Raw genomic sequence first — 22,241 nt, 5'->3', positions numbered from 1 at the left:
TTGCTCTTCGGGTGGGACGTAGGAACCCTCCTCGCGCTGCGAAAGGCGGAAGATGAAAGTCTACAGGGACGCGGATATCGAGGCCGCCTCGGGGAAGGGCGCAGGCGACGAGAATTTTCCCGTCGGCTCGTTCCTCATCGCGCCGCCCCTGCGCCCCCACGTGAAGGCCTATTACGACTTCGCCCGTGGCGCGGATGATATCGGCGACGACCCCGATCTCGACGGAGAGGAGAAAATCCGCCGTCTGGAAGCTTACCGCCAGGTTCTCCACGGAGAGGCCAAGGGCCTGACGAAGCCTGAAGCCCTTCGCCGCTCGCTTCTCGCCACCGGCGTGCCGCTGGAGCGTGGCTCGGATCTCCTCAGGGCCTTCAAGCAGGACGCCCGGCAGGACCGCTATGCTTCGCTGTCGGAACTCATCACCTATTGCGAGTATTCCGCCTGCCCCGTGGGCCAGTTCCTCCTCGACCTCCACGGGGAGGACAGGGCGCTGTTCCCGGCCTCGGATGCTTTGTGTACGTCTCTGCAGATCCTCAACCACCTTCAGGACTGCAGCGATGACCTGCGAAAGATCGGCCGCAGCTACCTGCCCATCCGCTGGCTGACGGAGGAGGGGGCCGCGGTCGAGGACGTGCTCGCCGACCGTGCCTCGCCGGAGCTGCGCAAGGTGTTCCACCGCCTCCTCGATGTCTGCGATGACCTCAACCGAAAGGCCGAGGAGCTGGTCGGAGGGCTCAGGAGTCGCCGCCTCGCGGCGGAAAGTGCGGTGATCCTCCGCCTCGCCAAGCGCCTCCACAACCGTCTCCGCACGGGTGATCCGGTCGCAGAGCGTGTTGCGCTCTCAAGGACCGATTTCCTTGCTGCCGGTGCCTTGGGCCTCTGGCAGGGAGCGCTCATGCCCCGGAGGGCCGCATGACCGGTATCGAGGCCCATCTTCCCCTCGCCCACCAGGGCGCGGACCCGCAGGACGAGGCAACGGCGATCACCCAGGCCTCTGGGACCAGCTTTGCAGCAGGCATGCGCATCCTCGGGCCCGAGCGCCGGGCCGGGATGCACGCTCTTTACGCGTTCTCCCGCCAGGTCGACGATATCGCGGACGGGCCGTGGCCTGCGGCCGAGAAGCACAAGGCTCTCGACGCCTGGCGGGACGAAATCGAGCAGGTCTATGAGGCGACGCCGCGTTCGCCGATCGGTCGCGCACTGCTCCCTTCCATACAGGCCTATCTTCTGCCCAAGGACGAGTTCCTCGCCCTGATTGATGGCATGGCGATGGATGCCAACGGACCGATCCAGGCCCCGAGTCGCGAAGAACTCGCTCTTTACACCCGCCGGGTGGCGGGGAGCGTCGGCGTCCTGTCGATCAGGGTCTTCGGTGCTTGGAAGGGCGAGGTTTCCGACCGTTTTGCCCTCGCTCTGGGCGATGCCCTCCAGCTCACCAACATCATGCGAGACGTCGAGGAGGACGCACGGATCGATCGCCTCTATCTGCCTGCGGAGCTTCTCGCAGAGCATGGTCTTGCAGGAGCCAGCCCGCAGGCTGTCGCGGCCTCGGCGCAACTTCCGTCCATCCGCCGCAGGCTCGGCGCTGAAGCCCGCGCCTTTTACAACGAGGCCCGAAGCCTCGCGCGCTGCCACGAACGCAGGGCCTTGCGTCCAGCGCTGATGATGATGGGCGCCTATGAAGGCTACCTCCTCGCAATGGAGCGGCGCAGCTTCCGCCTCGATCCTTCGCGGCCGCTCCTTTCTTCCCGGCAGAAGCTTTTCCGGGGCCTGCGCTACGCCTTGTTCGGGCCAGGACAGCCGGTGGCGGCATGACAGGCACGGTGCATATCGTCGGGGCAGGCCTCGCCGGCCTCTCGACCGCGCTCCACGCGCTAAAGCTTGGACACGGGGTCCGCGTTTACGAGGGCGCGCCACAGGCCGGGGGGCGCTGCCGCACCTATTTCGATAGCCGTCTCGGCCGCAATATCGACAATGGCAACCACCTCGTCCTCACAGGAAATCGTTCTGTGGCGGAGTATCTCGAACTGGCAGGCGCGCCCGGGGCCCTCGTCGCCGCCGCGGCAGCCGACTTTCCTTTCGTCGACATCGAAAGCGGCGAGCGCTGGCGTGTGCGGATCAATGATGGCCCCATACCGTGGTGGGCGCTGGACCACGCCAGGCGGCCCAAGGGCGTCAGGCTCACGGACATGCTCCGTGCGGGCGGTATCCTTCTCGCCGGGCCTCACGACACGATAGCCAGCTACTGCACCAGGAACCCGGTCATGCGCGAGCGCTTCTGGGAGCCAATGGCCATGGCCGTCATCAATCTGCCCCCGGAGGAAGCCTCGGCCCGGCTGATGCGCGCCACCGCCCTTGAGGCCTGGCGCGATGGCCGCCTTGCCCGCCCGATGTTCGCGCCACGCGGTCTGGGCCCTGCTCTCATCGACCCGGCGCTCAAAGCGCTCGAGGAAGCAGGCTGCCCGGTTGAGTATGGCCGCCTCCTCCGCAGGGTGGAGAAGGAGGCCGGGCGCGCGACCCGCCTCGTTTTCGCCCGCGGGGAGCCTGTTCAGATCGCGCAGGAGGACGCCGTGGTTCTCGCCTTGCCCGCCCACCGCCTCGCCGCGATCATGCCCGAGAGTGGTGCACCCACCGAGACCTCGCCTATTCTCAACGCCCATTTCCTGATCGACGACCCTGCGCTTCTCGAAGGCGCTCCGCCGATCCTCGGCGTGACCCGCGCGGTCACTCAGTGGATCTTCATCAAGGGCGACATCGTCAGCCTGACGATCAGCGCCGCGGACCACGTTGACGGTTCCGATGCCGAGGAGGAGGCGCTCCTTCGGCGTCTCTGGGATGAGACAAGGCGCGCATTGGCCCTGCCGGAGGCTGCGACCTATCTCTCTGCCCGGCTCGTCAGGGAGAAACGGGCCACCTTCCGCCAGACGCCGCAAAACGTGGCACGGCGGCCCAGGCAGGAGACCTCGCTCCGCAATCTCGCTCTCGCGGGCGATTTCGTGGACACAGGACTCCCGGCTACGATCGAAGGTGCCGTGCGGTCGGGCGAACGCGCCGCGCGGCTCGTATGTTGAGGGAGGGCTGGAGATGGTTTCATTGACAGAGGGCGCAGCACGGGCTGCAGACAGCCACCGGCAACTGATCGACGAGCAGGTCGAGAAGCTCTTCGCCATGCGCAAGGACGATGGCCATATCGTCTTCGAGCTTGAAGCCGACGCCACGATCCCCTCGGAATATGTCCTCCTCCTCCGGTTTCTCGGCGAGGAAGAGCCGGAGGAAGAAGAGGGCATTCGCCGCTACCTCCTCGCAGGGCAGAAAAATAACGGCTCCTGGCCGCTCTTCACCGGCGGTGCTGGTGATCTCTCCGCCACCGTGAAGGCCTATTGGGCGCTCAAGATATGCGGCGAAGACCCAGACAGCGAGCCGATGATCCGTGCCCGGACGTGGATCCTGTCCAAGGGCGGGGCGTCGAAGGCCAATGTTTTCACCCGCTACGCTCTCGCGCTGTTCGGCCACATCCCGTGGCGCGGCTGTCCGGCCATGCCGGTGGAGGTGATGCACCTTCCGCGCTGGTTCCCCTTCCACACGACGAAGATCGCCTATTGGTCGCGGACGGTGATGATCCCGCTCCTTGTTCTCGCGGCGAAGAAAGCGCGGGCAGCGGACTGTTCCACCAGGCTTGACGAGCTCTTCATCACGCCGCCTCACGAGGAAAAAGTCTGGCAGACCAATCCGAACAAGACCGCTGTCGGCAATGTCTTCCTCGCCATCGACAAGGTCCTTCATGCTGTCGAACCGGCAGTCCCGCAGAAGCTCCGTGAACCCGCCATTCGGCAGGCGGAAGAATTCGTCGTCAAGCGCCTGAACGGCGAGGACGGCCTCGGCGCCATTTATCCCGCCATGGCCAATGCCGTGATGATGATGCGGGCGTTGGGCTATCCAGACGATGACCCGCGTATGCGGGTTGCCCGGAAGTCCATCGACCGCCTCAAGGTCTGGCGCGGCGACCAGCTCTATCTCCAGCCTTGCCTGTCGCCGGTCTGGGACACCGGCCTCTCCGCCCACGCCCTCCTTGAGTCCGGCGCCAAGGACGATCCTCGCCTCGAACAGATGCTCGACTGGCTGAAGAAGCGCCAGATCCTCGACCATCACGGCGACTGGACGATCCGCAGGCCCCATGTCCGGCCTGGCGGCTGGGCGTTCCAGTACGAGAATCCCGATTATCCTGACGTTGACGACACGGCCGTTGTTGCCATGGCAATGCACCGTCAGGGCTCGGAGAAATATGCTGAGAATGTCGAGCGTGCCTGTGAATGGATCGCGGGAATGCAGTCCGCTTCGGGCGGTTGGGGCGCTTTCGAACCCGAGAACGAGCACTTTTACCTCAACGCTATTCCCTTCGCGGATCATGGCGCTCTCCTCGACCCGCCGACGGTTGACGTCACCGCCCGCTGCATCGGCTGCCTAAGCCAGGTCGATCCCGTGAAGTATGCGGAGAATATCGAGCGTGGGCTGACATATCTCAAGAAAGAGCAGCTTCCGGACGGATCCTGGTTCGGCCGCTGGGGCGCCAACTATATCTACGGCACATGGTCGGTCCTCGTCTGCCTGGAGCAGGCGGGCGTTGACATGCGAGAACCGTGGGTCGCCCGCGCAGCTGCATTCCTCAAGAGCCGTCAGAACCCTGACGGTGGTTGGGGCGAGGGGCTGGAGAGTTATGCTGATCCCGGCCGCGGCGACGAGGTTCCCTCCACCGCCTCCCAGACTGCATGGGCGCTGATGGGGCTCATGGCCGCGGGCGAAGTCCGCTCGAAGGAGGCCGAGCGCGCTGCGCGATGGCTCCGGGAAGCTCCGCGCGAGGAGGATAGCCCTCGTTGGGAAGAGGACCTCTACACAGGGACCGGTTTCCCCAAGGTTTTCTATCTCAAATACCACGGATATGCCGCCTTCTTCCCGCTTTGGGCGACGGCGCGCTACGAACGCATGGTGCGGGCCAACGACCCGCGCCAGGGCTGGGGCATGTGAAGCTCGGGATCGTCTGCGGGCTGCAGTCCGAAAAGGCCGCTCTCGGACGATTGGATCATGCCTGCGCCATTTCCGGCGCCAACGCGGCGCGCGCCTATGAAGGTGCGAAGCGTCTCGCCGGGGAGGGCGCCGAGTGCCTCGTGTCGATCGGTCTCGCTGGAGCGCTGATGGCTCACCTCAAGCCCGGCGACCTGCTTCTTCCCGAGGCGGTCGTCGATCGCGACGGCCGCCGCTTCCGATGTCATCCCTTGAGCGGCGAGCTGCCGCGCTCTGCTCACGGAGCGCCGGTCCTAGGCGCTGACGACATCATCCGCACACCGGAAGAGAAGGCCGAGCTTGCCCGTACCTTCGGGGCGAGCGCCGTCGACATGGAAAGCCATGCGGTGGCCCGCGCTGCGTTCGAGCATCACCTGCCCCTCTACGTCATCCGCGCCGTGGCGGACACGGCGGCACAGGCCCTGCCCCCCTCAACCGAAGGGGCGGTGCAGGAGGATGGCAGCGTCAATTCGCTCAAGACCATCGCCGGGCTCCTCGCCCGTCCTGGCGACCTGCCGGACCTCATCGCCCTCGGCACGCAGGCGTCGAAGGGGCTCGAGACCCTGCGCACCAAGGGCCGTGGCCTCATCGCGGCCCTCGCCGCCGCCTGACGCGCAGGCTGGCCAAGCCCTCTTCCGGCGCGTAGCCCTAGCCGCAACGAAAAGGAGGAAACCATGGCTGATGTTCCTGCGCAGATGCGCCGTATCACCACGGAAGCGAAGAAGGACGGCACTATCGAGCTGAAGCTCGAAACCGTCCCGACCCCCAAGCCCGGCCCCGGCCAATTGCTCGTCCGTGTCGAGGCTGCACCGATCAACCCTTCTGATCTTGCCCTGCTGCTTGGCGTTGCTGACCCGGCCCAGGCGAAAGTATCGGGTACGGATGAAGAGCCTGTTGTCACCATACCGCTGCCCGAAATGGCGGTCCGCATGATGGCAGGACGTCTCGGCAAGCCGATGCCCTGCGGTAATGAAGGCGCGGGCACCGTCGTCGCGGCAGGCTCGCCCGAGGGTGAGGGGTTGATCGGGAAGCTGGTTGCCGGCGCCGGCGGCGAGATGTTCGCTGAATACTGCCTTGTTCCGCAAGCGCTTGCCATGCCCCTGGGCGAAGGCGTCACGGCCCGAGAAGGAGCGTCGAGTTTCGTCAACCCCATGACATCGCTCGCGATGACGGAAGTGATGAAACGCGACGGCTCCAAGGCCCTGGTCCACACGGCCGCGGCCTCCAACCTCGGCCAGATGCTGCAACGGATTTGCAAGGCCGACGGTATCCCGCTCATCAACATCGTCAGGAAACCCGAGCAACAGAAGATCCTGAGAGACCTCGGTGCGGACTACGCCCTCAACCTGAACGACGACGATTTCCTGCCCCAGCTGATCGAGGCCTGCGCCGAGACCGACGCGACGGTCGGCTTTGACGCTGTCGGTGGCGGCGACCTGGCGGGCAAGATTCTCACGGCGATGGAAATGGCGCAGCAGAGGAAGCTGACCGAGTACAGCCGCTATGGCTCGGATACCTACAAGCACGTCTATATCTACGGGCGCCTCGATCTTGGCGAAGTCCGCGTGCCGCCTTCGGTGGGCATGTGCTGGGGTGTCGGAGGGTTCCTCCTGACCCACTTCCTCTCCTCGATCAGTCCCGAGGACCGTATGCGGATGGCCTATCGTGTCGTCTCGGAGATCAAGACGACATTTGCCAGCCACTACACGGACGAAATCTCGCTCCGGGATGTCCTCGATCCCGAGATCATGGCCAAGTACAACGCCAAGGCGACGGGCACGAAGTTCCTGATCCGGCCGCATAAATAGCCGCAGCAGGACAATGATCCGGGGGGCGGGCGGTGCTTGCGCCCCGGAGCCCCTGTGGAGCACTGCGCGGGTTCGGGGCTCAGGCGTTGCCTGCCCCGGAACGACAGGGCTCGTCGAGGGCGACAGGGTCGTCGCTTTTCCGAGATGTGTCCCACGGCCGGGACGTGGAAAGCGCGCTGGGGCGGAGGGCCTTTCGCAGGCTCGCGTCAGCAGGGCACTGGTCCCGGATATTTGCCACGCAAATTCCCGGATGCCGAGGTGAAGAGTGAGGGCGCCAGTTGCGGTGCTTGGGGCCGGGCTTCAGACGTTGTCGATCAGCGTGCGGACTTTTCCTGATGGGGTGGTCTTGCGTTTGTTGCCCGCTTCAAGCTCCGCCATCTTTGCCGCCACGATTTCTTCGTGCACGTCAATGGCGGGTCGTGCAGCGCGAAGCTCGATCTCCGGGGCCATAGGACCTTCTGTCCTGATGCCATTCATCAGAATCGGGAGCATTTTCCAGGGCTTGGAGAAGGCGACGTCCGCCGCCGTCGGCTCGTAGCCGCAATGGGCCATGCAGTCGTTGCATTTCTCATAAGCGCCGGTTCCGTAGCTGTCCCAGTCGGTTTCTTCCATCAGCTCACGGAAGGTTGCGACATGCCCCTCGCCAAGGAGGTAGCAGGGCTTCTGCCAGCCGAAGACGTTGTAGGTCGGCATGCCCCAGGGCGTGCATTTCAGCTCCTGATTCCCGGCAAGGAAGTCGAGATAGATGTCCGAGTGGCTGAGCGTCCATTTCGAGCCGCGCTCGTCGCGGATCCTGAACAGCTCACGGAAGTATGCCTTGGTTTTCTTCCGGTTCAGGAAATGCTCCTGGTCCGGAGCACGTTCGTAGGCAAAGCCCGGTGACATCGAGACATTGACGCCCATCCGGGCGCATTCGTCGAGATAGTCGGCCAGCTCCTCGACCGGATAGCCGTCGAAGATCGTGGCATTGGTGTTGACCTGGAAGCCTGCTTCCTGGGCCTTCTTGATGGCTGCAACGGCCTTCTTGAAGACGCCCTCTTGGCAGACGGCTTCGTCATGCTTTTCCTCGAGGCCATCGAGGTGCACGGAGAAAAAGAGGTAGGGGCTCGGTTCGAAGAGGTCCAGCTTCTTCTCGAGAAGCAGGGCATTGGTGCAGAGAGAGACGTATTTCTTACGCTCGACCAGCCCGGCGACGATCTCGCCGATTTCCTTGTGGATCAGGGGTTCGCCGCCCGGAATCGCCACCATCGGGGCGCCGCATTCGTCGACTGCGTCGAAGCACTGCTGCGGTGTCAGCCGCTGGTTAAGGATCGGCGCGGGATAGTCGATCTTCCCGCAGCCCGCGCAGGCAAGGTTGCAGCGGAAAAGCGGTTCCAGCATCAGGACCAGCGGATAGCGCTTGCGGCCGAGCAGCTTCTGCTTGGCGATATAGGCCGCAACGGCAGCTTGCTGGCGAACGGGTACGGACATGCTGTCTTCCTCGTCGAAGGCGCGTCGTGTCAGGTCGCGGGATGGGCGTCCTTGCGGCGCGGCGCAAGGGCGGGCGGCAATTTGAAGTGGATGTTCTCCTCGGTGCCGTCGAGGGGCGTTTCGGTCACATCGAACCATTCGCCAAGGCGGCCGATGACCTCACGGATCAGGATCTCGGGAGCGGACGCCCCGGCGGTGATGCCGACTCTCGTGACCCCCTCGAACCAGGCGGGATCGAGGGCCTCGGCATCGGCGATGAGGTAGGAGGGCAGGCCCTTCTGCTCACCGATCTCACGCAGGCGGTTCGAGTTCGAGCTGTTCTGCGCCCCGACCACCAGGATCACTTCCGCCTTGCCGACAAGGTCGAGAACGGCGTTCTGGCGGTTCTGGGTCGCATAGCAGATGTCACGCGTGTCGGGTCCGATGATCGATGGGAAACGCGCCTTCAGCGCCGCAATGACGCCCCTTGTGTCATTGAGGCTGAGGGTGGTTTGGGTGACAAAAGCGACCTTTTCAGGGTCCCGGACCTCGAGCGCCGCGACGTCGTTCTCGTCGCTGACCACGTGCACGGTGCCCTCGATCTGGCCGAGCGTGCCTGTCACCTCGGGGTGGCCGACATGGCCGATCAGGATGACGTCATAGCCCCGCGCCGCGTAGCGGCGGCCTTCCTTGTGGACCTTGGTGACGAGGGGGCAGGTGGCGTCGATGACGTCGAGTTTGCGGGCGGACGCCGCCGCCTCGACTTTCCTGGCGACGCCGTGGGCCGAGTAGATCGCCACTGCGCCGAGGGGAATCTCGTCCACCTCCGTCACGAACTGCGCGCCCTTCGCCCTCAGGGTATCGACGACTCGTTTGTTGTGAACGATCTCGTGGCGCACATAGACCGGAGCGCCATACTTCTCGAGCGCCAGCTCGACGATGTCGATGGCCCTCTCCACACCCGCGCAGAAGCCGCGCGGCTGGGCCAGCAAAAGCTCAATGGGTCTGCGGCTCATGGCTCTCCCCTTCAGGTGATCCCGCCCCGCTGCGACATATAGGTGGATCGTGGGGAATGGTTCGCAGGTTCGCAACGAAAGTTTCAGCGATCACTGCATCGCACCTCGAAGGCTGCGGTTGCGCGAATTGGCTGCTAGGCTCCGCCGAAACGACACAAAGATCGCCGGAGGAACCCCGATGAGCACCACCGAGACGCATCCGTCCTCGATGACCCCAGAAGAACGCCAGATCCGAAACGACCTTGCCGCCGCCTACCGCCTGGTGGCGATGTTCGGCTGGGACGACCTCGTCTTCACCCATCTCTCGGCCCGCCTGCCGGGGCCCGAGCACCATTTCCTGATCAATCCCTACGGCATGCTGTTCGAGGAAATCACGGCCAGCTCCCTCGTCAAGATCGATATGGACGGGAACAAGGTCGAGGAGAGCGCGTACAACGTGAACCCGGCCGGGTTCACCATCCATTCGGCCGTGCACATGGCCCGCGAGGACGCGAACTGCGTCATGCACCTGCATACCGTCCACGGCACCGCGGTGGCGACGCAGAAAGAGGGCCTGTTGCCGCTCAACCAGACCGCGCAGCTCATCATCGGCGATCTCGCCTATCACGACTATGAAGGCGTTGCGTTCGACCATGACGAGCGCCCCCGCCTCCAGGCTGACCTCGGAGACAAGGGCTCGATGCTGCTGAGGAACCACGGCACGCTCACCGTTGGCTCGACGGTCGCCCAAGCTTTCACGCGGATGTATTTCCTTGAGCGCGCCTGCGCGATGCAGATCGCGACGATGACCGGAGGCCGCGAGCTCTATCCGACCGCCGATCCCGTCATCCAGAAAAACGAGATGATCGGCAAAGGTGGCCTGATGATGACCGCCGACGGGCTTATCTGGCCGGCGCTGATGCGCAAGCTCGATCGGGAGCAGCCGGATTTCCGGGACTAAAGGTCACTGCGTTTGAAACTTGCGCGAGGCCAGTATTCCTGCAGACGCAGGCCTCTTTTTTTGAGGACAGGACGATGATCGATCAACTGGTGAAGCTCGTGGCGCAGAGGCTCGGCATTGCGGAAGCCACGGCTGAGCAGGGGGTCGGCGTCCTTCTCGGCCTCCTCAAGGACCAGGCTGCGGGCCAGCCCGCGCTGAACGAGCTCTTCGCCAAGGTTCCGGGTGCCGAAGCTCTCGCAGATCAATTCCCGGCCGCGGGCGAAAACCCGACGCCGAAAGGCGGTGGGCTGATGGGTGGCCTGATGGGCGCAGCAGCCGGCGCCCTCGGCGGCAAGGCAGGAGAAGCCCTCTCAGCCATGTCAGCCTTCCAGAAAACCGGCCTCTCCATGGGCCAGGCCCAGGAGATGATGCCGGTGGTCAAGGACTTCATGGCCGAGAACCTCGGCGAGAGTACTGTCCGTGAGCTGATCGGATCGGTGCCGGCTCTGAAAGGCTTCCTCGAATAAGCGTTCCGTAGGACGGATCGCGAAGCCATCCGCCGTCCCCTCCTCACGAGCTATCCTGCCCCCGCGCAGCACCCATGAAGGGCCTGCCGATACCGTCGGCTTGAGGGGTTAATAATCTTCAGATCTCCGTGGGCGGAGGGGTGCTGCCTCCTTGCGCTGACGGTCCGCGACGGATGTGAGCTGAGTGAGGAGGGCCGGGGATCGCTGAAAGCGATACACCGACGAACGGCCGTTCGTCATGTGTGAGAGACGAAGACGCCCTGCGGCGCGCCGCAGGGCGGTCCTTCAGTCCAAATAGCGGTCCGTATCAGGTGGATTTCCTGCCTGTCTGGAAGCGCTCGAAGATCTTCTTGAGCTTCATCTGGATGCCGCCCCGATTCTCCTTGCGGTCGAGCTCCTTCTGGCTCGTCAGGAAGGTCGTCTGGATCACGTAGCGCTCACCAGCGAAGGGAGGATGGCCGTGCCAGCTGGTCTCCGACCGGGCGAAGGCGAACACGTTGCCGGCCAGCGGCTCGACCTCTTCGGCATAGTCGTCCATGTCGTCTTCGCCGTTGAGTGCACGGATCGCTCCGCCCTCGGACTTGTCCCAGCCATCGTTGAGGTAGACCAGCATGGTGCAGATCTTGGAGACGCTGTCATTGTGGATGCGGCCGTCACCCAATTTGGAAAGCTTCCGTACGGTGATCATGCGTGGCTTGCCGACGAGATCGAGGCCCAGCTTCTCCGACAGGACTTCGGCCAGTTCTTCGGATTGGAGATCCTCGATCAGCTCCTGGAACTTGCCTTTCGAATCGAGCTGGCTCAGCGGCAGGTAGCCTGTCTTGTCAATGGCCGGATAGTCCCGGCGCACCTCCGCAGCCTGGTCCCTCGTCAGTGCGCCTTCTGCGACGATATAGGTGAAAGGCTCCGTCCGTGTACGGGCATTCCTGAGGGCGTCGAAGTCAAGCATGGTGGGCCTCCTGGTGGCCTCGGGAAGCCTTCGCCTCCCGCTCCTTCTGTTCGGCGGCGAGGTGCCGCTCATAGAGTTTCACATCCTTCAGCCACCGCCCATAGGCGATCGTCATCGAGAAGGCGAACCCGTAGATTCCCCTACGGAAAAGCCCTTTGCCCAGATAACGCTTCAGGAAATAGACCGGCATGCCGAAGACGATCCGGAGGGCGAGCTGGCGCTTCGGCTTCAGCGGCACATTGGCTGCCCGCCGGGTCATGTTCCGCTCCTGCTTCTTGGCGAGGTCGCCGATGTCGGAGAACATGTAGTGCAGCATGTAGCCGGGCAGGCGCGGGCTCGTCTTCTTGGAGTATTCGAGCTGGTCCCAGGCCGGGTGATCCGGGATCCTTATCCGGCGCCGGTCGTAGAACTTGTTCTTGACGATGATATCGGTGCCCCACCAAGGCTCACCGAAGGGGACGGCATGGACCTGGCGCAGGCCATAGACCGGATGCGGCGGCTCGCCACCGTCCTCGAAGAGCGCACGGATGCCTGCTGCCATCTCGTCGTCGATCACCTCGTCAGCGTCGAGGTCGAGGAGCCAGTCATAGGTGCAAAGGTCTTCGGCGGCGCGCTTCTGTCCCCCGTTTCCCCGCCACGGAACACCGTGAACGATGGCCCCCGCCTCACGGGCGATGTCCTGGGTCCCATCGGTGGAGCCTGAATCGACGACGATGACTTCCCGCGCAGCTTTCCTTGCCGCGCGGACGACATCGCCGATGCGCCGGGCCTCGTTCTTGGTCCGGATATAGGCTGAGACAGGAGGCAGTTCACTCATCGCCCCGCTCTCTCGCGCAAGGGCGCGGGCGGTGCAAGTTCGGAGCTAGTAGGGGATGGAGCCGCCCTCGGACGCCGTGCTGCCGTGGTGATCGGACAACCCGGTTCCGCAGAGCTTGCGAAGGGCCTCGATCAGGGCGCGCCGACTCACTGGCTTGGCCACATGGGCGTCGGCACCTGCGGCGAGGCTCTCCTCGACATGTTCGCGCATCGCGTTCGCCGTCAGGGCGATGATGGGCACCGAGGCCGCGTCGGCCCCCGCTTCCCCGGCCCGGATGCGGCGCATGGCTTCGAGGCCGTCCATGACAGGCATCCGCAGGTCCATCAGGACCGCGTCGAAACTGGTCTCGGCCAGCATGTCGATCGCCTCGCGGCCATTCTCAGCCATCACGAGGTTGAGCCCCAGCGGCTTGCAGATTGCGGCAAGAACCTGGCGATTCACGGCGAGGTCTTCGGCAACGAGGATCCTGAGGCCCGAGACATCCGCCTCGCTATCGCCCGGTCGCTGGGCCGGTCGCTCCTTTGCCGGGCGATCGGGCTGCTCGACCTGGTGCGCTTCGATCGTCAGGGTGAAGGTTGCGCCTTCGCCTGGCTCGCTCTCGATGGACAGGTCGCCGCCGAGGAGCTGGGCCAGCTCGCGGCTGATGGCGAGACCAAGGCCGGTGCCGCCGAAACGGCGCGTGGTCGAGTTCTCGGCCTGCTCGAACTTGTTGAAGATCGTCTTCTGGAGATCCTTGGGAACGCCGGGACCTGTGTCCTTCACCTCGATGACGAGCTTGCCCGTCGTTCCGGCACGGGCGGAGACGCGGACGAAACCCTGCTCGGTGAACTTCAGGGCGTTGGAGACGAGGTTCGACAGGATCTGCCGCAGTCGCAGCGGATCGGTATGGATCAACTTCTTATCGATGCCGCTCAGGTCGCGGATCAGCTCGATGCCCTTGCGCTCGGCGGTTTCACGGTAGAGACCGCAGACCTCGTCGATGACCTCGGTTGGATCGACGGGCAGGGGCTCGAGTTTCAGCTTGCCGGCTTCGATCTTGGAGATGTCGAGAATGTCGTCGATGAGAGCGAGCAGCGCCTCGCCGGAGCGGCTCATCACGGAGAGGTATTCCCGCTGCTCGTCGTCGAGCTCGGTACGGGTGAGGGCCTCTGCCATGCCGATCACGCCATTCATTGGTGTGCGGATCTCATGACTCATCGTCGCGAGGAAGGCCGTCTTGGCCTGGTTCGCGGTTTCCGCTTCCAGCCGTGCCTGCTCGAGTTCTGCGGTGCGCTCGGCGACGCGCTGTTCCAATGTCTCGACAAGGCCCTGGACCCGCTCGTCCCGCTCCACGAGGGCCGAGGCGAGGCGGCCGATCTCATCATCGCGCTTGGCAAAGCGACGAAGTTCGGTCAGCCGGCTCGATGCCTTCTCCGATGCGTTGGCCAGCTTGCCCATGGGCTGGGCGATCTTGCGCAGGAAGAGGACGACAACGATCAGCAGGAGGAAGAATGCCGTCAGTGCCATGGCGAGACACGCCTTGACCGCGGCATCGCGCGCCGAAGCCGCGACAACGCTTTTCGGCTGGACGGCGACCAGCAGCCACTCGGGACCTGCGATCGTGGTGTAGGTCACGAAGGCATCGAGGCCTTCCGGTGAGACGACGCCTGTCGTGTCGGTCAGTAGCGGGAGGATCTGCTGCAGGCCCTCGTCCTCTGCGATCGCAGCGACATGCTCCGCATTGCCCATGAAATCGAGATCGGTGTGCGCGAGGAGGCCGTATTTCCGGCTGACCAGCATGTAGCGGATCTGGTCCTCGGCCTCGGTCTTGACCGTTTCGTTCATCCAGCCCGTGAGCGGGAGGGTCACGCCGAAGGAGCCGATGTGCTCGCCATCGGCGTTGTCGACCGGGATCTGGCAGCTGGAGGTCAGTTCGGTTCTCGCGCCATCGGTCTCGTAGATCATCGGGTTGAGCTTGCCGCAGCGCATGACCCGATCGGGGTCCTCGGCAACCGTGCCCAGTTTCGCGACTTCCTGATCCTGGAAGTCGAAATCCGCCGGCAGTTCACGCCGATAGGGCATCAGCGCGTCCGGGCGGTCAGGAGCGAAGACGAGGATGTCGCCTTCGGTGGTAAAGAACCAGAAGTTCGGCATCAGCCCTTTGAGGCCGGGACCCGTGCTGATGACCGTCTCGAACGCCGCCATGACGTGCAGGCTGCGTTCCGGCGTCATTTCATCAGCACGCGGAATGAAACCTCCGGTGCCATAGATGATCCGGCCATAAGGGTCGCGGGTGCCCTCGTAAAGATCGTCCGCCGATCGCCTGGTGCCGTCGCCGAAAGGCGGGAAGTATTTCTCGAGGCGCGCGCGGCTCTCTTCGGGGTCGAGCTGGTCGAGGATGCGGTAGAAGGTCCGGCGGCTCTCTTCGAAGGCCATCTCGATCTGGTTGAAGACGGCCATCTGGGTCTGGGCGCGGGAGATTGTCTTCTCCTGCAGGCGCTCGACCCGGTACTCTCGCACCTCGTCATAGGTCGTCACATAGACCACAGCCGATACCGCGAGAATGATCGCGACGGAGGCGAGAGCCGCCACCGCGACCACGCGGCCGATCAGTGAGTTCTGCAAGTGCACGCTGGCGACGCCTTGGTGACCCCGCCTGCACACTACGCATCAGCACTTGTCGGACTTCTTCCAAGTCCATTCAAATTTTAGGTGATGGAATTTTTTCCATCACCAATCTGGAAGGGAAATCAGGCGGTTTGGACTTCCGCCTCGTCTTCCTGTTCCTCGTCCCAGCCCATGCGTGCACGGGCCGCGGCAATGAGTTCCTCGGCCGTTTCCTGCTTCATGCGGAACTTCTCGAGGATCCCCTCATAGTGCTTCTTCTCGCCATCGACGCGCTCCGTCCAGCCGGTGAGGTCGTCGGCGACGCAGCCAGCGAGGTCTTCGACGGTCTTCACGCCTTCCTCGGCGAGGGCGATCAGCATCTTGAGGTCGAGGGCCTCGAATTCGAGCATGGCGTCTTCGACACCCATCTCGCGGCGCTTGGCGTCAAGTTCCTGGCGCTCCTTCTCGAGCCATTCCTGGGCGCGGGTCTGGAGCTCTTCAGCGGTTTCGTCGTCAAAGCCCTCGATCATCGCGATCTCGTTGATGTCGACATAGGCGACTTCTTCGATGCGCGCGAAGCCTTCTGCCACGAGAAGGTTGGCGATCATGTCATCGACGTCGAGGACTTCCATGAAGAGCTTCGAGCGCTCGGCATATTCCTTCTGGCGTTTCTCGCTCTCTTCTTCCTCGGTCATGATATCGATCTCGAAGCCGGTGAGCTGGCTTGCGAGGCGGACGTTCTGGCCGCGGCGGCCAATGGCGAGGGAAAGCTGCTCGTCAGGGACGACGACTTCGATGCGCTCGAGTTCCTCGTCGAGAACGACCTTGGCAACCTCTGCCGGGGCGAGGGCGTTGACCACGAAGGTCGCGACGTCTTCCGACCACGGAACGATATCGATCTTCTCACCGGCAAGCTCGCCCACGACGGCCTGGACGCGGCTGCCGCGCATACCCACGCAGGCGCCGACCGGATCGATCGAGCTGTCGTTGGAATAAACGCCGATCTTGGCGCGGCTGCCCGGATCACGGGCGACGGCCTTGATCTCGATCACGCCGTCATAAACCTCCGGCACTTCCTGTTCGAACAGCTTGGCCATGAATTGCGGATGGGTGCGCGAGAGAAAAATCTGGGGGCCACGAGGCTCGCGACGGACATCCGCGATATAGGCGCGGACCCGGTCGCCCTGGCGCAGCGGCTCCCGCGGGATTTGCTGGTCGCGACGAATGACGGCTTCGCCCTTGCCGAGATCGACGATGACGTGGCCGTATTCGAGGCGCTTGATGACGCCCGAAATGATCTCTCCGACGCGGTCCTTGTATTCCTCGTACTGATTATCGCGCTCGGCATCGCGCATGCGCTGGGTGATGGTCTGTTTGGCCGCGAGGGCAGCGACACGGCCAAAGTCCACCGGGGGCAGTGGATCGGAGATGAAGTCGCCGATCTCGGCCTCGGGGTTCGAGCGCTGGGCGGCCTTGAGGTCGATCTCGGTGGAGTCGTTCTCGACCTCCTCGACAACTTCCATCAGGCGCCACAGGCGTTGTTCACCGGTCTTCGGATCGATCTCGACCCGGATGTTCGTCTCTTGGCCATAGCGCGACTTGGCGGCGCGGGAGAGCGCGTCCTCCATCGCCTCGATGACGATGTCCATGTCGATGGACTTCTCCTGCGCCACAGCGCGGGCGATCTGCATCAGTTCGAGTTTGTTGGCTGTAACGGCCATGGATGATCTCTCCTTCAGTCCGTGCTCGGAGGCGGGGTTGCGCTCGTCCGAATGCTTTCGAGATTGGATTTGTCGGCGCACCAGTCGCGCCATTCGATTTTTTCAGTGGACGGCTCGTCGTCGTAGGTGCCGCGTTGCGTGTAGGAGCAGAAGCACTGCTCGGTCTCGGCATCCCAGACTCCGCCATCGTCGAGGCATGTGTCTGTTTCGCCGCATCCCACCAGAAGCGCTGTCATCCCGGAAAGCGCGAAAGCGCTTGTCCGGGACCCACACAGTGCTCCGTTTGGATTCCGGGCTCCGGCTTTGCCGTCCCCGGAATGACAGTGAAAGGATCGGGTGACACGCATCATCAGATCTTGTTCGTCCTCGGCCCGTCGCGGTTGGGCTCCCACTCGGCGTCGCCTTCCTTCAGCGCCGTCTTCGAGCGGCGGAGGCTTTCGGCGATCAGCTCGTCGGTCATCAGCAGCTTGGCGCTGGCGATGAGGGAGAAGGGGATCAGCGCGGTGTCGTCCTCGCCCTCGATGTCGAAGCAGACATTGTCATCCTCGATGCCGGCGAGGTGGCCGCGGAAGCGCTTCTGGTTCTCGACCGCCTGGGTCAGCTCGATCTTGGCGGCGAAGCCTTCCCAGCGCTCGAAATCCTTGAGACGGGTCAGGGGGCGGTCAATGCCGGGGGAGGAAACCTCCAGCGTGTAGGCGTCCTCGATCGGATCGCTCTCTTCGAGGACCTGCGACATGGCGCGGGAAAGCTCGGCGCAGTCCTCGGCGGACATGGTGCCGTCCGGCCGCTCTGCCATGATCTGCAAGGTCTTCTGCTTCGAGCCCGTCATGCGCAGGCGCACGAGTTCGAACCCCGCGGTCTCGATGACCGGGGTGAGGAGTTCCTTCAACTGGGTTTCGTAAGGCGTCATGGTCTGGTCAACAAAAAAGCGGCCCCGCGGGGCCGCTTCCGAAGCGTATCGAAAACTGTAAAGGCGATGTAGGACGCCCAGCGTCTTCTGTCACCCCGCTTGTGTTGATTAAGTTCTGTAAGTCCCGAAGGCGAGCCCCGAATGCACCATATCACCGTCCTGATCGTGAATTACCGGTCGGCGGGCCTTGTCCTGGAAAACCTGCCGGGGCTGACGGCGGAGAAGCAGGGTGTGGGCCGGCTCGACATCATCGTGGTGGAGAACGGCTCGGGCGATGACAGCGCGACGGTGCTGGCGCAGGGCATTGAGGCGCAAGGGGCGGGGGAGCGGACGGAACTGATCGTCTCGGACGTGAATGGGGGTTTCGCGGCGGGAAACAATGTCGGCTTCCGCGCGATCTATGCGCGTGAGGAGATGCCTGACTTCGTTCTCCTCCTGAACCCTGATACGCGGATGCCGGAGGGCGGTATCGCCGAGCTCGTGAAAGCTGCCGACACCCATCCGGATGCTGGAGGATTTGGCGGCAGGGCGCTGCGCGAGGACGGCAGCCTCGCTCCTTGCGCCTACCGTTTTCCCACTCTCAAGCGTGAGATCGCGCTGCTGCCCCTGATGTCGAAAGTGCTGCCGGACGACTGGGTCCAGAACGAAGTGCATGCGGAGGGTACCGATCCGGTAAAGTGCGACTGGGTTTCGGGGTCGTGCTTCCTGATCCGCCGGGAGGCGCTGGACGAGGTGCCGCTCTTCGATGAGGGCTATTTCCTTTATTTCGAGGAGACCGACTACTGCCAACAGTTGAAGGCGCTGGGCTGGGACGTCTTGCATGTGCCAACGGCGCGCTATGTCCATATCGGCGGCCAGTCGACGGGCCTGATCGGCGGCGCCGCGCGGCAGGGCGACCTGCCGCCTTATTGGTATGACAGCTGGCGGCGCTATTTCGTCCGACATCACGGGCGCGGCTATGCGCTTCTTGCTGGCGGGGCGAAGATGCTGGGCATCGCGCTCAGGCGGCTTGTCGGCAAGGCTCCGCCGCCCGGGACTGTCCGTGAGGGGACGTTTTGGAAGCGTTGCATGGTCCCGACGCTGAAGGGGGAACCGTTGTGAAACGGCCTGACTACGTCATCATTGGCGGCATGAAGTGCGGAACCTCGACGCTTGCCGCGCAGCTTGGCGCGCAGGACGGCATCTTCATGACCGAGCCGAAGGAGCCGAATTTCTTCTCGGACGAGGAGACGTTCGCAAAAGGGCTTGAGTGGTACTCTGATCTTTTCGAGTCCGCGAAGGATGGCGACCTTCTTGGCGAGGCCAGCACGCATTACGCCAAGTGGCCCGTGCATCCGAAGGCCGCGGAACGCCTGCGCGCCTATGCCCCCGAGGCGAAACTCATCTACATGGTGCGGGACCCGGTGAAGAGAGCGCTGTCGCAGCTCCGCCACCACTGGACCATGCGCGAGGTCGAGGGACATGACCTCGAGGCCATCGCGCGGAGTCATGCGCCGCTCTGGCATTACAGCCGCTACGAGACCCAGCTGCAGAAATGGCTCGAGCATTACCCCGGAGACCAGGTCCTGGTCGTGTCGCTCGAACGGCTGGAAGCCGATCCCTATGGGGAATTTCGCCGTGTGCTGAGCTTCCTTGGTGCCTCGGGCGAGTGGGCGGAGCACACGGGCGACCAGAATGTCGGGGCGGACAGGTCACGCAGGCTGCCGCTGCACGGCCTCCTCGTCGAAAGCCCGGTGGCAACTTTCCTGAGGCGGGCCCTCGTCCCCAAGCGGCTTCGGACATGGGTGCGCGAGCGTCGCCAGATGCCCCGGCTCGAGCTCTCGGATGATGCCAAGGCCTTCCTTGCCGATCAGGTGCGTGAAGACATCGCCGCCTTCGGCGCACGTTTCGGCATGACGGACCTCAGCCCGGAGAACTTCCGCGAGCGGATGCTCTCGCGGCAGCTCAGCGGCGGCGGAACCGCAGATAGGTAACCGGCCGGCCCGCGGCTTCACCCTTGGCCATGTAGCGGGTCTTGGGCAGGTCGTCGGGTGACGTTTTCCAGTCGGTATGGCCTTCGGCCATCCAGTCGAAGCCGCCTTTGCCGTCCCGTTCGAATACTTGCCAGTGCATCAGGGTCCAGCGGATGTAATCCGCGATGTCCGAGCTGATACGAAGCTCCCCACCCGGACGAAGTGCGCGGGCGGCCTCTCCGAAGAAATGCTGGCTGACCATGCGGCGCTTGTGGTGGCGTTTTTTCGGCCAGGGGTCGGGCTGGAGTAGGAAGAGCTTGTCGAGAGAACCGTCGGGCACCGCTTCGAGGGCGGGCCGGGCGTCACCTTCCAGTACCTTGACGTTCTCGAGCAGTTTTTCCTCGATCAGCACAAGGAGCTTGGCGACGCCGTTGATGAATGGCTCCGCGCCGAAGCAGAGAGCTTCCGGATGGGCCTCGGCCTGCCAGGCAAGGTGTTCTCCGCCACCGAAGCCGATCTCGAAGAAGACCGGGCCGTCATGGACCTTGATGCGAGCGGCGATGTCGGATGCGTCGAAGGACACCTTGGGCAGCAGGCTCTCGACCAGCCGCGCCTGACGGGGCTTGAGGGCCTTGTCCTGGCGGCGACCGAACAGGCGGCCATCGGCGCGGCCGTGGAGGTCAGACTTCGGGCGGTTGGTGTTGTCGGGCATCGACGGGCGTCTACGCCAAAGGGCGCGCAAAAGAAAAGCCCGCCGGACGGCGGGCTTTGCCTGGGGGATGACGCCGAAATCAGAAGGCGCGTTTGAGTTCGTCCACAAGGTCGGTCTTCTCCCATGAGAAGCCGCCATCGGCGTCGGGCGTGCGGCCGAAATGTCCGTAGGCAGCGGTGCGCTCATAGATCGGCCTGTTGAGGCCCAGATGGGTGCGGATGCCGCGCGGGGTCAGGTCCATGATGTCGAGGAGCTTGTTCTCGAGCTGTTTCTCGTCGACCTCGCCCGTGCCCTGGAAGTCGACATAGAGGGACAGCGGCTTGGCGATGCCGATGGCGTAGCTGACTTGGATCAGGCATCGCTTGGCAAGGCCCGCGGCCACGACGTTCTTGGCGAGGTAGCGGCTGGCATAGGCGGCCGAGCGGTCCACCTTTGTCGGGTCCTTGCCCGAGAACGCGCCGCCGCCATGCGGAGCCGCACCGCCATAGGTGTCGACGATGATCTTGCGGCCAGTAAGCCCTGCGTCGCCATCCGGTCCCCCGATCACGAACTTGCCGGTGGGGTTCACGTAGAACTCTTCCTCCGGCGGCATCCAGCCTTCGGGAAGGGCCTTCTCGACGTAAGGACGGACGAGTTCCCTGACGTCGGACTGGCTGAGGCCGTCAATGTGCTGGGTCGAGACGACGACCGACGTGGTGCCGACGGGGCGGCCACCCTCGTATTTCACGGTCACCTGGCTCTTCGCGTCAGGCAGGAATTCCTTGCGCTCGCCCGCGTGGCGGGCAGCGGCCAGCGCGCTGACGATGGCGTGGCTGAAGGCGATCGGTGCCGGCATCAGGTTTTCGGTTTCGTCGGTGGCGAAGCCGAACATGATGCCTTGGTCGCCAGCGCCTTCATCCTTGTCCTCGCCGGCATCCACGCCCTGGGCGATCTCTGCCGACTGTCCGTGGACGTGGCATTCGATCGTCGTGTCCCGCCAGTGGAAGCCGTCCTGCTCGTAGCCGATCTCCCTGATGCAGCGACGGGCCGTCTCGATCATTTCCTCGGCCTCGACCTTCGGCTCGCAGCGGGTCTCGCCTGCCAGGACGACGCGGTTGGTGGTCGTCAGGGTCTCGACCGCGACGCGCGCCTCGGCCTGCTTCGACAGGTGAAGGTCGACAATGGCGTCGGAGATGCGGTCGGAAACCTTGTCCGGGTGGCCTTCTGACACGGATTCCGAGGTGAAGAGGTAGTTCTGACGGGTCACGGGCAGGCTCTCTCGATCACGATATAAAGAAAGCCTTATGTCCTTCCCCGGGGGTGAGGGCAAGGGTTCTCTTCTGCGCTGGGAGGAGCCCGGCCGGATTCAGCGATCGCGCCTTGCGTGCAGGCCTCCGTCGGCCCGGCGGCGATCAGCCGCTGAAGACAAAGGCGGCGCCAATCGCGATGAAGGCGAAGCCGACCAGGTGCTGCCATGTGATCGGTGCGCCGAGCCAGTAATGCGCGAAGACCACGAACACCGCGAGGGTGACGACCTCCTGGATCGTCTTGAGCTGTGCGGGTTGGTAGACCTCGCTACCGATCCTGTTGGCCGGGACGGCGATCGAATATTCGATGAGGGCAATCGACCAGCTGATGAGGATCACCAGAATCAGCGGCACATGTTTGAAGCGCAGATGTCCGTACCACGCCGCCGTCATGAAGATGTTGGAGAACAGCAGCATGACTGGCGGCGCCAGAAAGCGAACGAGAGTTTGGAGGTCGGGTATCGAGGACATTCCGAGGAGAAGACGGGGCGCGACGCCCAACAGGGCTGCGCGGCATCGGTTCCCCCGGAGGGA

At 64.0% G+C, this 22,241-nt stretch carries 21 protein-coding genes; 10 read left to right on the top strand and 11 right to left on the bottom strand.

Annotated features, from left to right (window positions below; all coding sequences use genetic code 11):
- Positions 1 to 52 precede the first annotated feature (52 nt).
- From IE053_RS07125 to IE053_RS07100, 6 genes are all read left to right on the top strand, one after another.
- Positions 53 to 913 (top strand): squalene/phytoene synthase family protein, encoded by an 861-nt coding sequence (locus IE053_RS07125; RefSeq protein WP_189573869.1) that lies wholly within the window; start codon positions 53 to 55, stop codon positions 911 to 913.
- On the top strand, positions 910 to 1,812 hold the full coding sequence (locus tag IE053_RS07120) for a squalene/phytoene synthase family protein (protein WP_189573866.1): 903 nt from the start codon (positions 910 to 912) through the stop codon (positions 1,810 to 1,812). Before IE053_RS07125 ends, IE053_RS07120 begins: the two co-directional genes overlap by 4 nt.
- Positions 1,809 to 3,068: a hydroxysqualene dehydroxylase HpnE gene (gene hpnE / locus IE053_RS07115; RefSeq protein WP_189573863.1), complete on the top strand. Its 1,260-nt coding sequence runs from the start codon at positions 1,809 to 1,811 to the stop codon at positions 3,066 to 3,068. The genes IE053_RS07120 and hpnE overlap by 4 nt, the downstream gene beginning before the upstream one ends.
- A 13-nt stretch (positions 3,069 to 3,081) precedes the next feature.
- Positions 3,082 to 5,019 carry a squalene--hopene cyclase gene (gene shc, locus IE053_RS07110; protein WP_189573850.1) on the top strand — a complete coding sequence of 646 codons (1,938 nt, stop codon included), beginning with the start codon at positions 3,082 to 3,084 and terminating at the stop codon, positions 5,017 to 5,019.
- On the top strand, positions 5,016 to 5,666 hold the full coding sequence (locus IE053_RS07105; protein ID WP_189573848.1) for a phosphorylase family protein: 651 nt from the start codon (positions 5,016 to 5,018) through the stop codon (positions 5,664 to 5,666). The genes shc and IE053_RS07105 overlap by 4 nt, the downstream gene beginning before the upstream one ends.
- A gap of 63 nt (positions 5,667 to 5,729) precedes the next feature.
- Positions 5,730 to 6,863 (top strand): zinc-binding dehydrogenase, encoded by a 1,134-nt coding sequence (locus tag IE053_RS07100; RefSeq protein ID WP_189573846.1) that lies wholly within the window; start codon positions 5,730 to 5,732, stop codon positions 6,861 to 6,863.
- Positions 6,864 to 7,163: 300 nt separating this feature from the next.
- Here IE053_RS07100 and hpnH read toward each other — a convergent pair whose 3' ends face one another.
- A complete protein-coding gene (hpnH, locus tag IE053_RS07095; protein WP_189573844.1) occupies positions 7,164 to 8,333 on the bottom strand; it encodes an adenosyl-hopene transferase HpnH in 1,170 nt (389 codons plus the stop codon).
- Positions 8,334 to 8,362: 29 nt separating this feature from the next.
- Positions 8,363 to 9,328 (bottom strand): 4-hydroxy-3-methylbut-2-enyl diphosphate reductase, encoded by a 966-nt coding sequence (gene ispH, locus IE053_RS07090; protein ID WP_189573842.1) that lies wholly within the window; start codon positions 9,326 to 9,328, stop codon positions 8,363 to 8,365.
- A gap of 178 nt (positions 9,329 to 9,506) precedes the next feature.
- On the opposite strand from ispH, the gene IE053_RS07085 reads away from it, so the two are divergent.
- Both IE053_RS07085 and IE053_RS07080 read left to right on the top strand, forming a co-directional pair.
- The gene (locus IE053_RS07085; protein WP_189573840.1) at positions 9,507 to 10,268 is read left to right on the top strand and encodes a class II aldolase/adducin family protein; all 762 of its coding nucleotides are present in this window, start codon (positions 9,507 to 9,509) and stop codon (positions 10,266 to 10,268) included.
- A gap of 74 nt (positions 10,269 to 10,342) precedes the next feature.
- On the top strand, positions 10,343 to 10,774 hold the full coding sequence (locus tag IE053_RS07080) for a DUF2780 domain-containing protein (RefSeq protein ID WP_189573838.1): 432 nt from the start codon (positions 10,343 to 10,345) through the stop codon (positions 10,772 to 10,774).
- A 307-nt stretch (positions 10,775 to 11,081) separates the two neighbouring features.
- Here IE053_RS07080 and IE053_RS07075 read toward each other — a convergent pair whose 3' ends face one another.
- From IE053_RS07075 to rimP, 6 genes are all read right to left on the bottom strand, one after another.
- The gene (locus IE053_RS07075) at positions 11,082 to 11,723 is read right to left on the bottom strand and encodes a 2OG-Fe(II) oxygenase (RefSeq protein ID WP_229786095.1); all 642 of its coding nucleotides are present in this window, start codon (positions 11,721 to 11,723) and stop codon (positions 11,082 to 11,084) included.
- Complete coding sequence (locus tag IE053_RS07070; RefSeq protein ID WP_189573836.1) at positions 11,716 to 12,540, bottom strand: glycosyltransferase family 2 protein; 825 nt, start codon at positions 12,538 to 12,540, stop codon at positions 11,716 to 11,718. Before IE053_RS07070 ends, IE053_RS07075 begins: the two co-directional genes overlap by 8 nt.
- Positions 12,541 to 12,585: 45 nt before the next feature.
- Complete coding sequence (locus IE053_RS07065) at positions 12,586 to 15,150, bottom strand: ATP-binding protein (RefSeq protein ID WP_189573834.1); 2,565 nt, start codon at positions 15,148 to 15,150, stop codon at positions 12,586 to 12,588.
- Positions 15,151 to 15,269: 119 nt separating this feature from the next.
- Positions 15,270 to 16,847 (bottom strand): transcription termination factor NusA, encoded by a 1,578-nt coding sequence (gene nusA / locus IE053_RS07060; protein ID WP_189573832.1) that lies wholly within the window; start codon positions 16,845 to 16,847, stop codon positions 15,270 to 15,272.
- Positions 16,848 to 16,861: 14 nt separating this feature from the next.
- The gene (locus IE053_RS07055; protein ID WP_189574860.1) at positions 16,862 to 17,083 is read right to left on the bottom strand and encodes a hypothetical protein; all 222 of its coding nucleotides are present in this window, start codon (positions 17,081 to 17,083) and stop codon (positions 16,862 to 16,864) included.
- Positions 17,084 to 17,196: 113 nt separating this feature from the next.
- On the bottom strand, positions 17,197 to 17,757 hold the full coding sequence (rimP, locus tag IE053_RS07050; RefSeq protein WP_189573831.1) for a ribosome maturation factor RimP: 561 nt from the start codon (positions 17,755 to 17,757) through the stop codon (positions 17,197 to 17,199).
- Positions 17,758 to 17,898: 141 nt separating this feature from the next.
- Between rimP and IE053_RS07045 the strand changes: the two genes are divergently transcribed.
- Positions 17,899 to 18,858 (top strand): glycosyltransferase family 2 protein, encoded by a 960-nt coding sequence (locus tag IE053_RS07045; RefSeq protein ID WP_189573829.1) that lies wholly within the window; start codon positions 17,899 to 17,901, stop codon positions 18,856 to 18,858.
- Positions 18,855 to 19,730 (top strand): sulfotransferase family protein, encoded by an 876-nt coding sequence (locus IE053_RS07040; RefSeq protein ID WP_189573827.1) that lies wholly within the window; start codon positions 18,855 to 18,857, stop codon positions 19,728 to 19,730. Before IE053_RS07045 ends, IE053_RS07040 begins: the two co-directional genes overlap by 4 nt.
- On the opposite strand, the gene trmB is transcribed toward IE053_RS07040, so the two are convergent.
- The 3 genes from trmB to IE053_RS07025 all read right to left on the bottom strand — a co-directional run bounded on the left by trmB (position 19,702) and on the right by IE053_RS07025 (position 22,178).
- Complete coding sequence (gene trmB, locus IE053_RS07035) at positions 19,702 to 20,421, bottom strand: tRNA (guanosine(46)-N7)-methyltransferase TrmB (RefSeq protein WP_189573824.1); 720 nt, start codon at positions 20,419 to 20,421, stop codon at positions 19,702 to 19,704. The genes IE053_RS07040 and trmB overlap by 29 nt on opposite strands.
- A gap of 79 nt (positions 20,422 to 20,500) precedes the next feature.
- Complete coding sequence (gene metK, locus IE053_RS07030; protein ID WP_189573821.1) at positions 20,501 to 21,667, bottom strand: methionine adenosyltransferase; 1,167 nt, start codon at positions 21,665 to 21,667, stop codon at positions 20,501 to 20,503.
- Between the two features lie 145 nt (positions 21,668 to 21,812).
- Positions 21,813 to 22,178, bottom strand: a complete 366-nt coding sequence (locus IE053_RS07025) for a DMT family protein (RefSeq protein WP_189573819.1) — start codon at positions 22,176 to 22,178, stop codon at positions 21,813 to 21,815.
- Positions 22,179 to 22,241 lie beyond the last annotated feature (63 nt).

The sequence above is a fragment of the Parvularcula lutaonensis genome (genome assembly GCF_014651915.1).
Lineage (GTDB): Bacteria > Pseudomonadota > Alphaproteobacteria > Caulobacterales > Parvularculaceae > Parvularcula > Parvularcula lutaonensis.
This window is presented reverse-complemented; position numbering and strand designations above follow the sequence as displayed.

What these genes read in the sequence shown, in the direction of transcription:
- IE053_RS07125 (WP_189573869.1), top strand. Translation starts at nt 53, where the DNA reads ATGAAAGTCTACAGGGACGCGGATATCGAGGCCGCCTCGGGGAAGGGC.
- IE053_RS07120 (WP_189573866.1), top strand. Translation starts at nt 910, where the DNA reads ATGACCGGTATCGAGGCCCATCTTCCCCTCGCCCACCAGGGCGCGGAC.
- hpnE (WP_189573863.1), top strand. Translation starts at nt 1,809, where the DNA reads ATGACAGGCACGGTGCATATCGTCGGGGCAGGCCTCGCCGGCCTCTCG.
- shc (WP_189573850.1), top strand. Translation starts at nt 3,082, where the DNA reads ATGGTTTCATTGACAGAGGGCGCAGCACGGGCTGCAGACAGCCACCGG.
- IE053_RS07100 (WP_189573846.1), top strand. Translation starts at nt 5,730, where the DNA reads ATGGCTGATGTTCCTGCGCAGATGCGCCGTATCACCACGGAAGCGAAG.
- hpnH (WP_189573844.1), bottom strand. Translation starts at nt 8,333, where the DNA reads ATGTCCGTACCCGTTCGCCAGCAAGCTGCCGTTGCGGCCTATATCGCC.
- ispH (WP_189573842.1), bottom strand. Translation starts at nt 9,328, where the DNA reads ATGAGCCGCAGACCCATTGAGCTTTTGCTGGCCCAGCCGCGCGGCTTC.
- IE053_RS07085 (WP_189573840.1), top strand. Translation starts at nt 9,507, where the DNA reads ATGAGCACCACCGAGACGCATCCGTCCTCGATGACCCCAGAAGAACGC.
- IE053_RS07080 (WP_189573838.1), top strand. Translation starts at nt 10,343, where the DNA reads ATGATCGATCAACTGGTGAAGCTCGTGGCGCAGAGGCTCGGCATTGCG.
- IE053_RS07075 (WP_229786095.1), bottom strand. Translation starts at nt 11,723, where the DNA reads ATGCTTGACTTCGACGCCCTCAGGAATGCCCGTACACGGACGGAGCCT.
- IE053_RS07070 (WP_189573836.1), bottom strand. Translation starts at nt 12,540, where the DNA reads ATGAGTGAACTGCCTCCTGTCTCAGCCTATATCCGGACCAAGAACGAG.
- nusA (WP_189573832.1), bottom strand. Translation starts at nt 16,847, where the DNA reads ATGGCCGTTACAGCCAACAAACTCGAACTGATGCAGATCGCCCGCGCT.
- IE053_RS07055 (WP_189574860.1), bottom strand. Translation starts at nt 17,083, where the DNA reads ATGACAGCGCTTCTGGTGGGATGCGGCGAAACAGACACATGCCTCGAC.
- rimP (WP_189573831.1), bottom strand. Translation starts at nt 17,757, where the DNA reads ATGACGCCTTACGAAACCCAGTTGAAGGAACTCCTCACCCCGGTCATC.
- IE053_RS07045 (WP_189573829.1), top strand. Translation starts at nt 17,899, where the DNA reads ATGCACCATATCACCGTCCTGATCGTGAATTACCGGTCGGCGGGCCTT.
- trmB (WP_189573824.1), bottom strand. Translation starts at nt 20,421, where the DNA reads ATGCCCGACAACACCAACCGCCCGAAGTCTGACCTCCACGGCCGCGCC.
- IE053_RS07025 (WP_189573819.1), bottom strand. Translation starts at nt 22,178, where the DNA reads ATGTCCTCGATACCCGACCTCCAAACTCTCGTTCGCTTTCTGGCGCCG.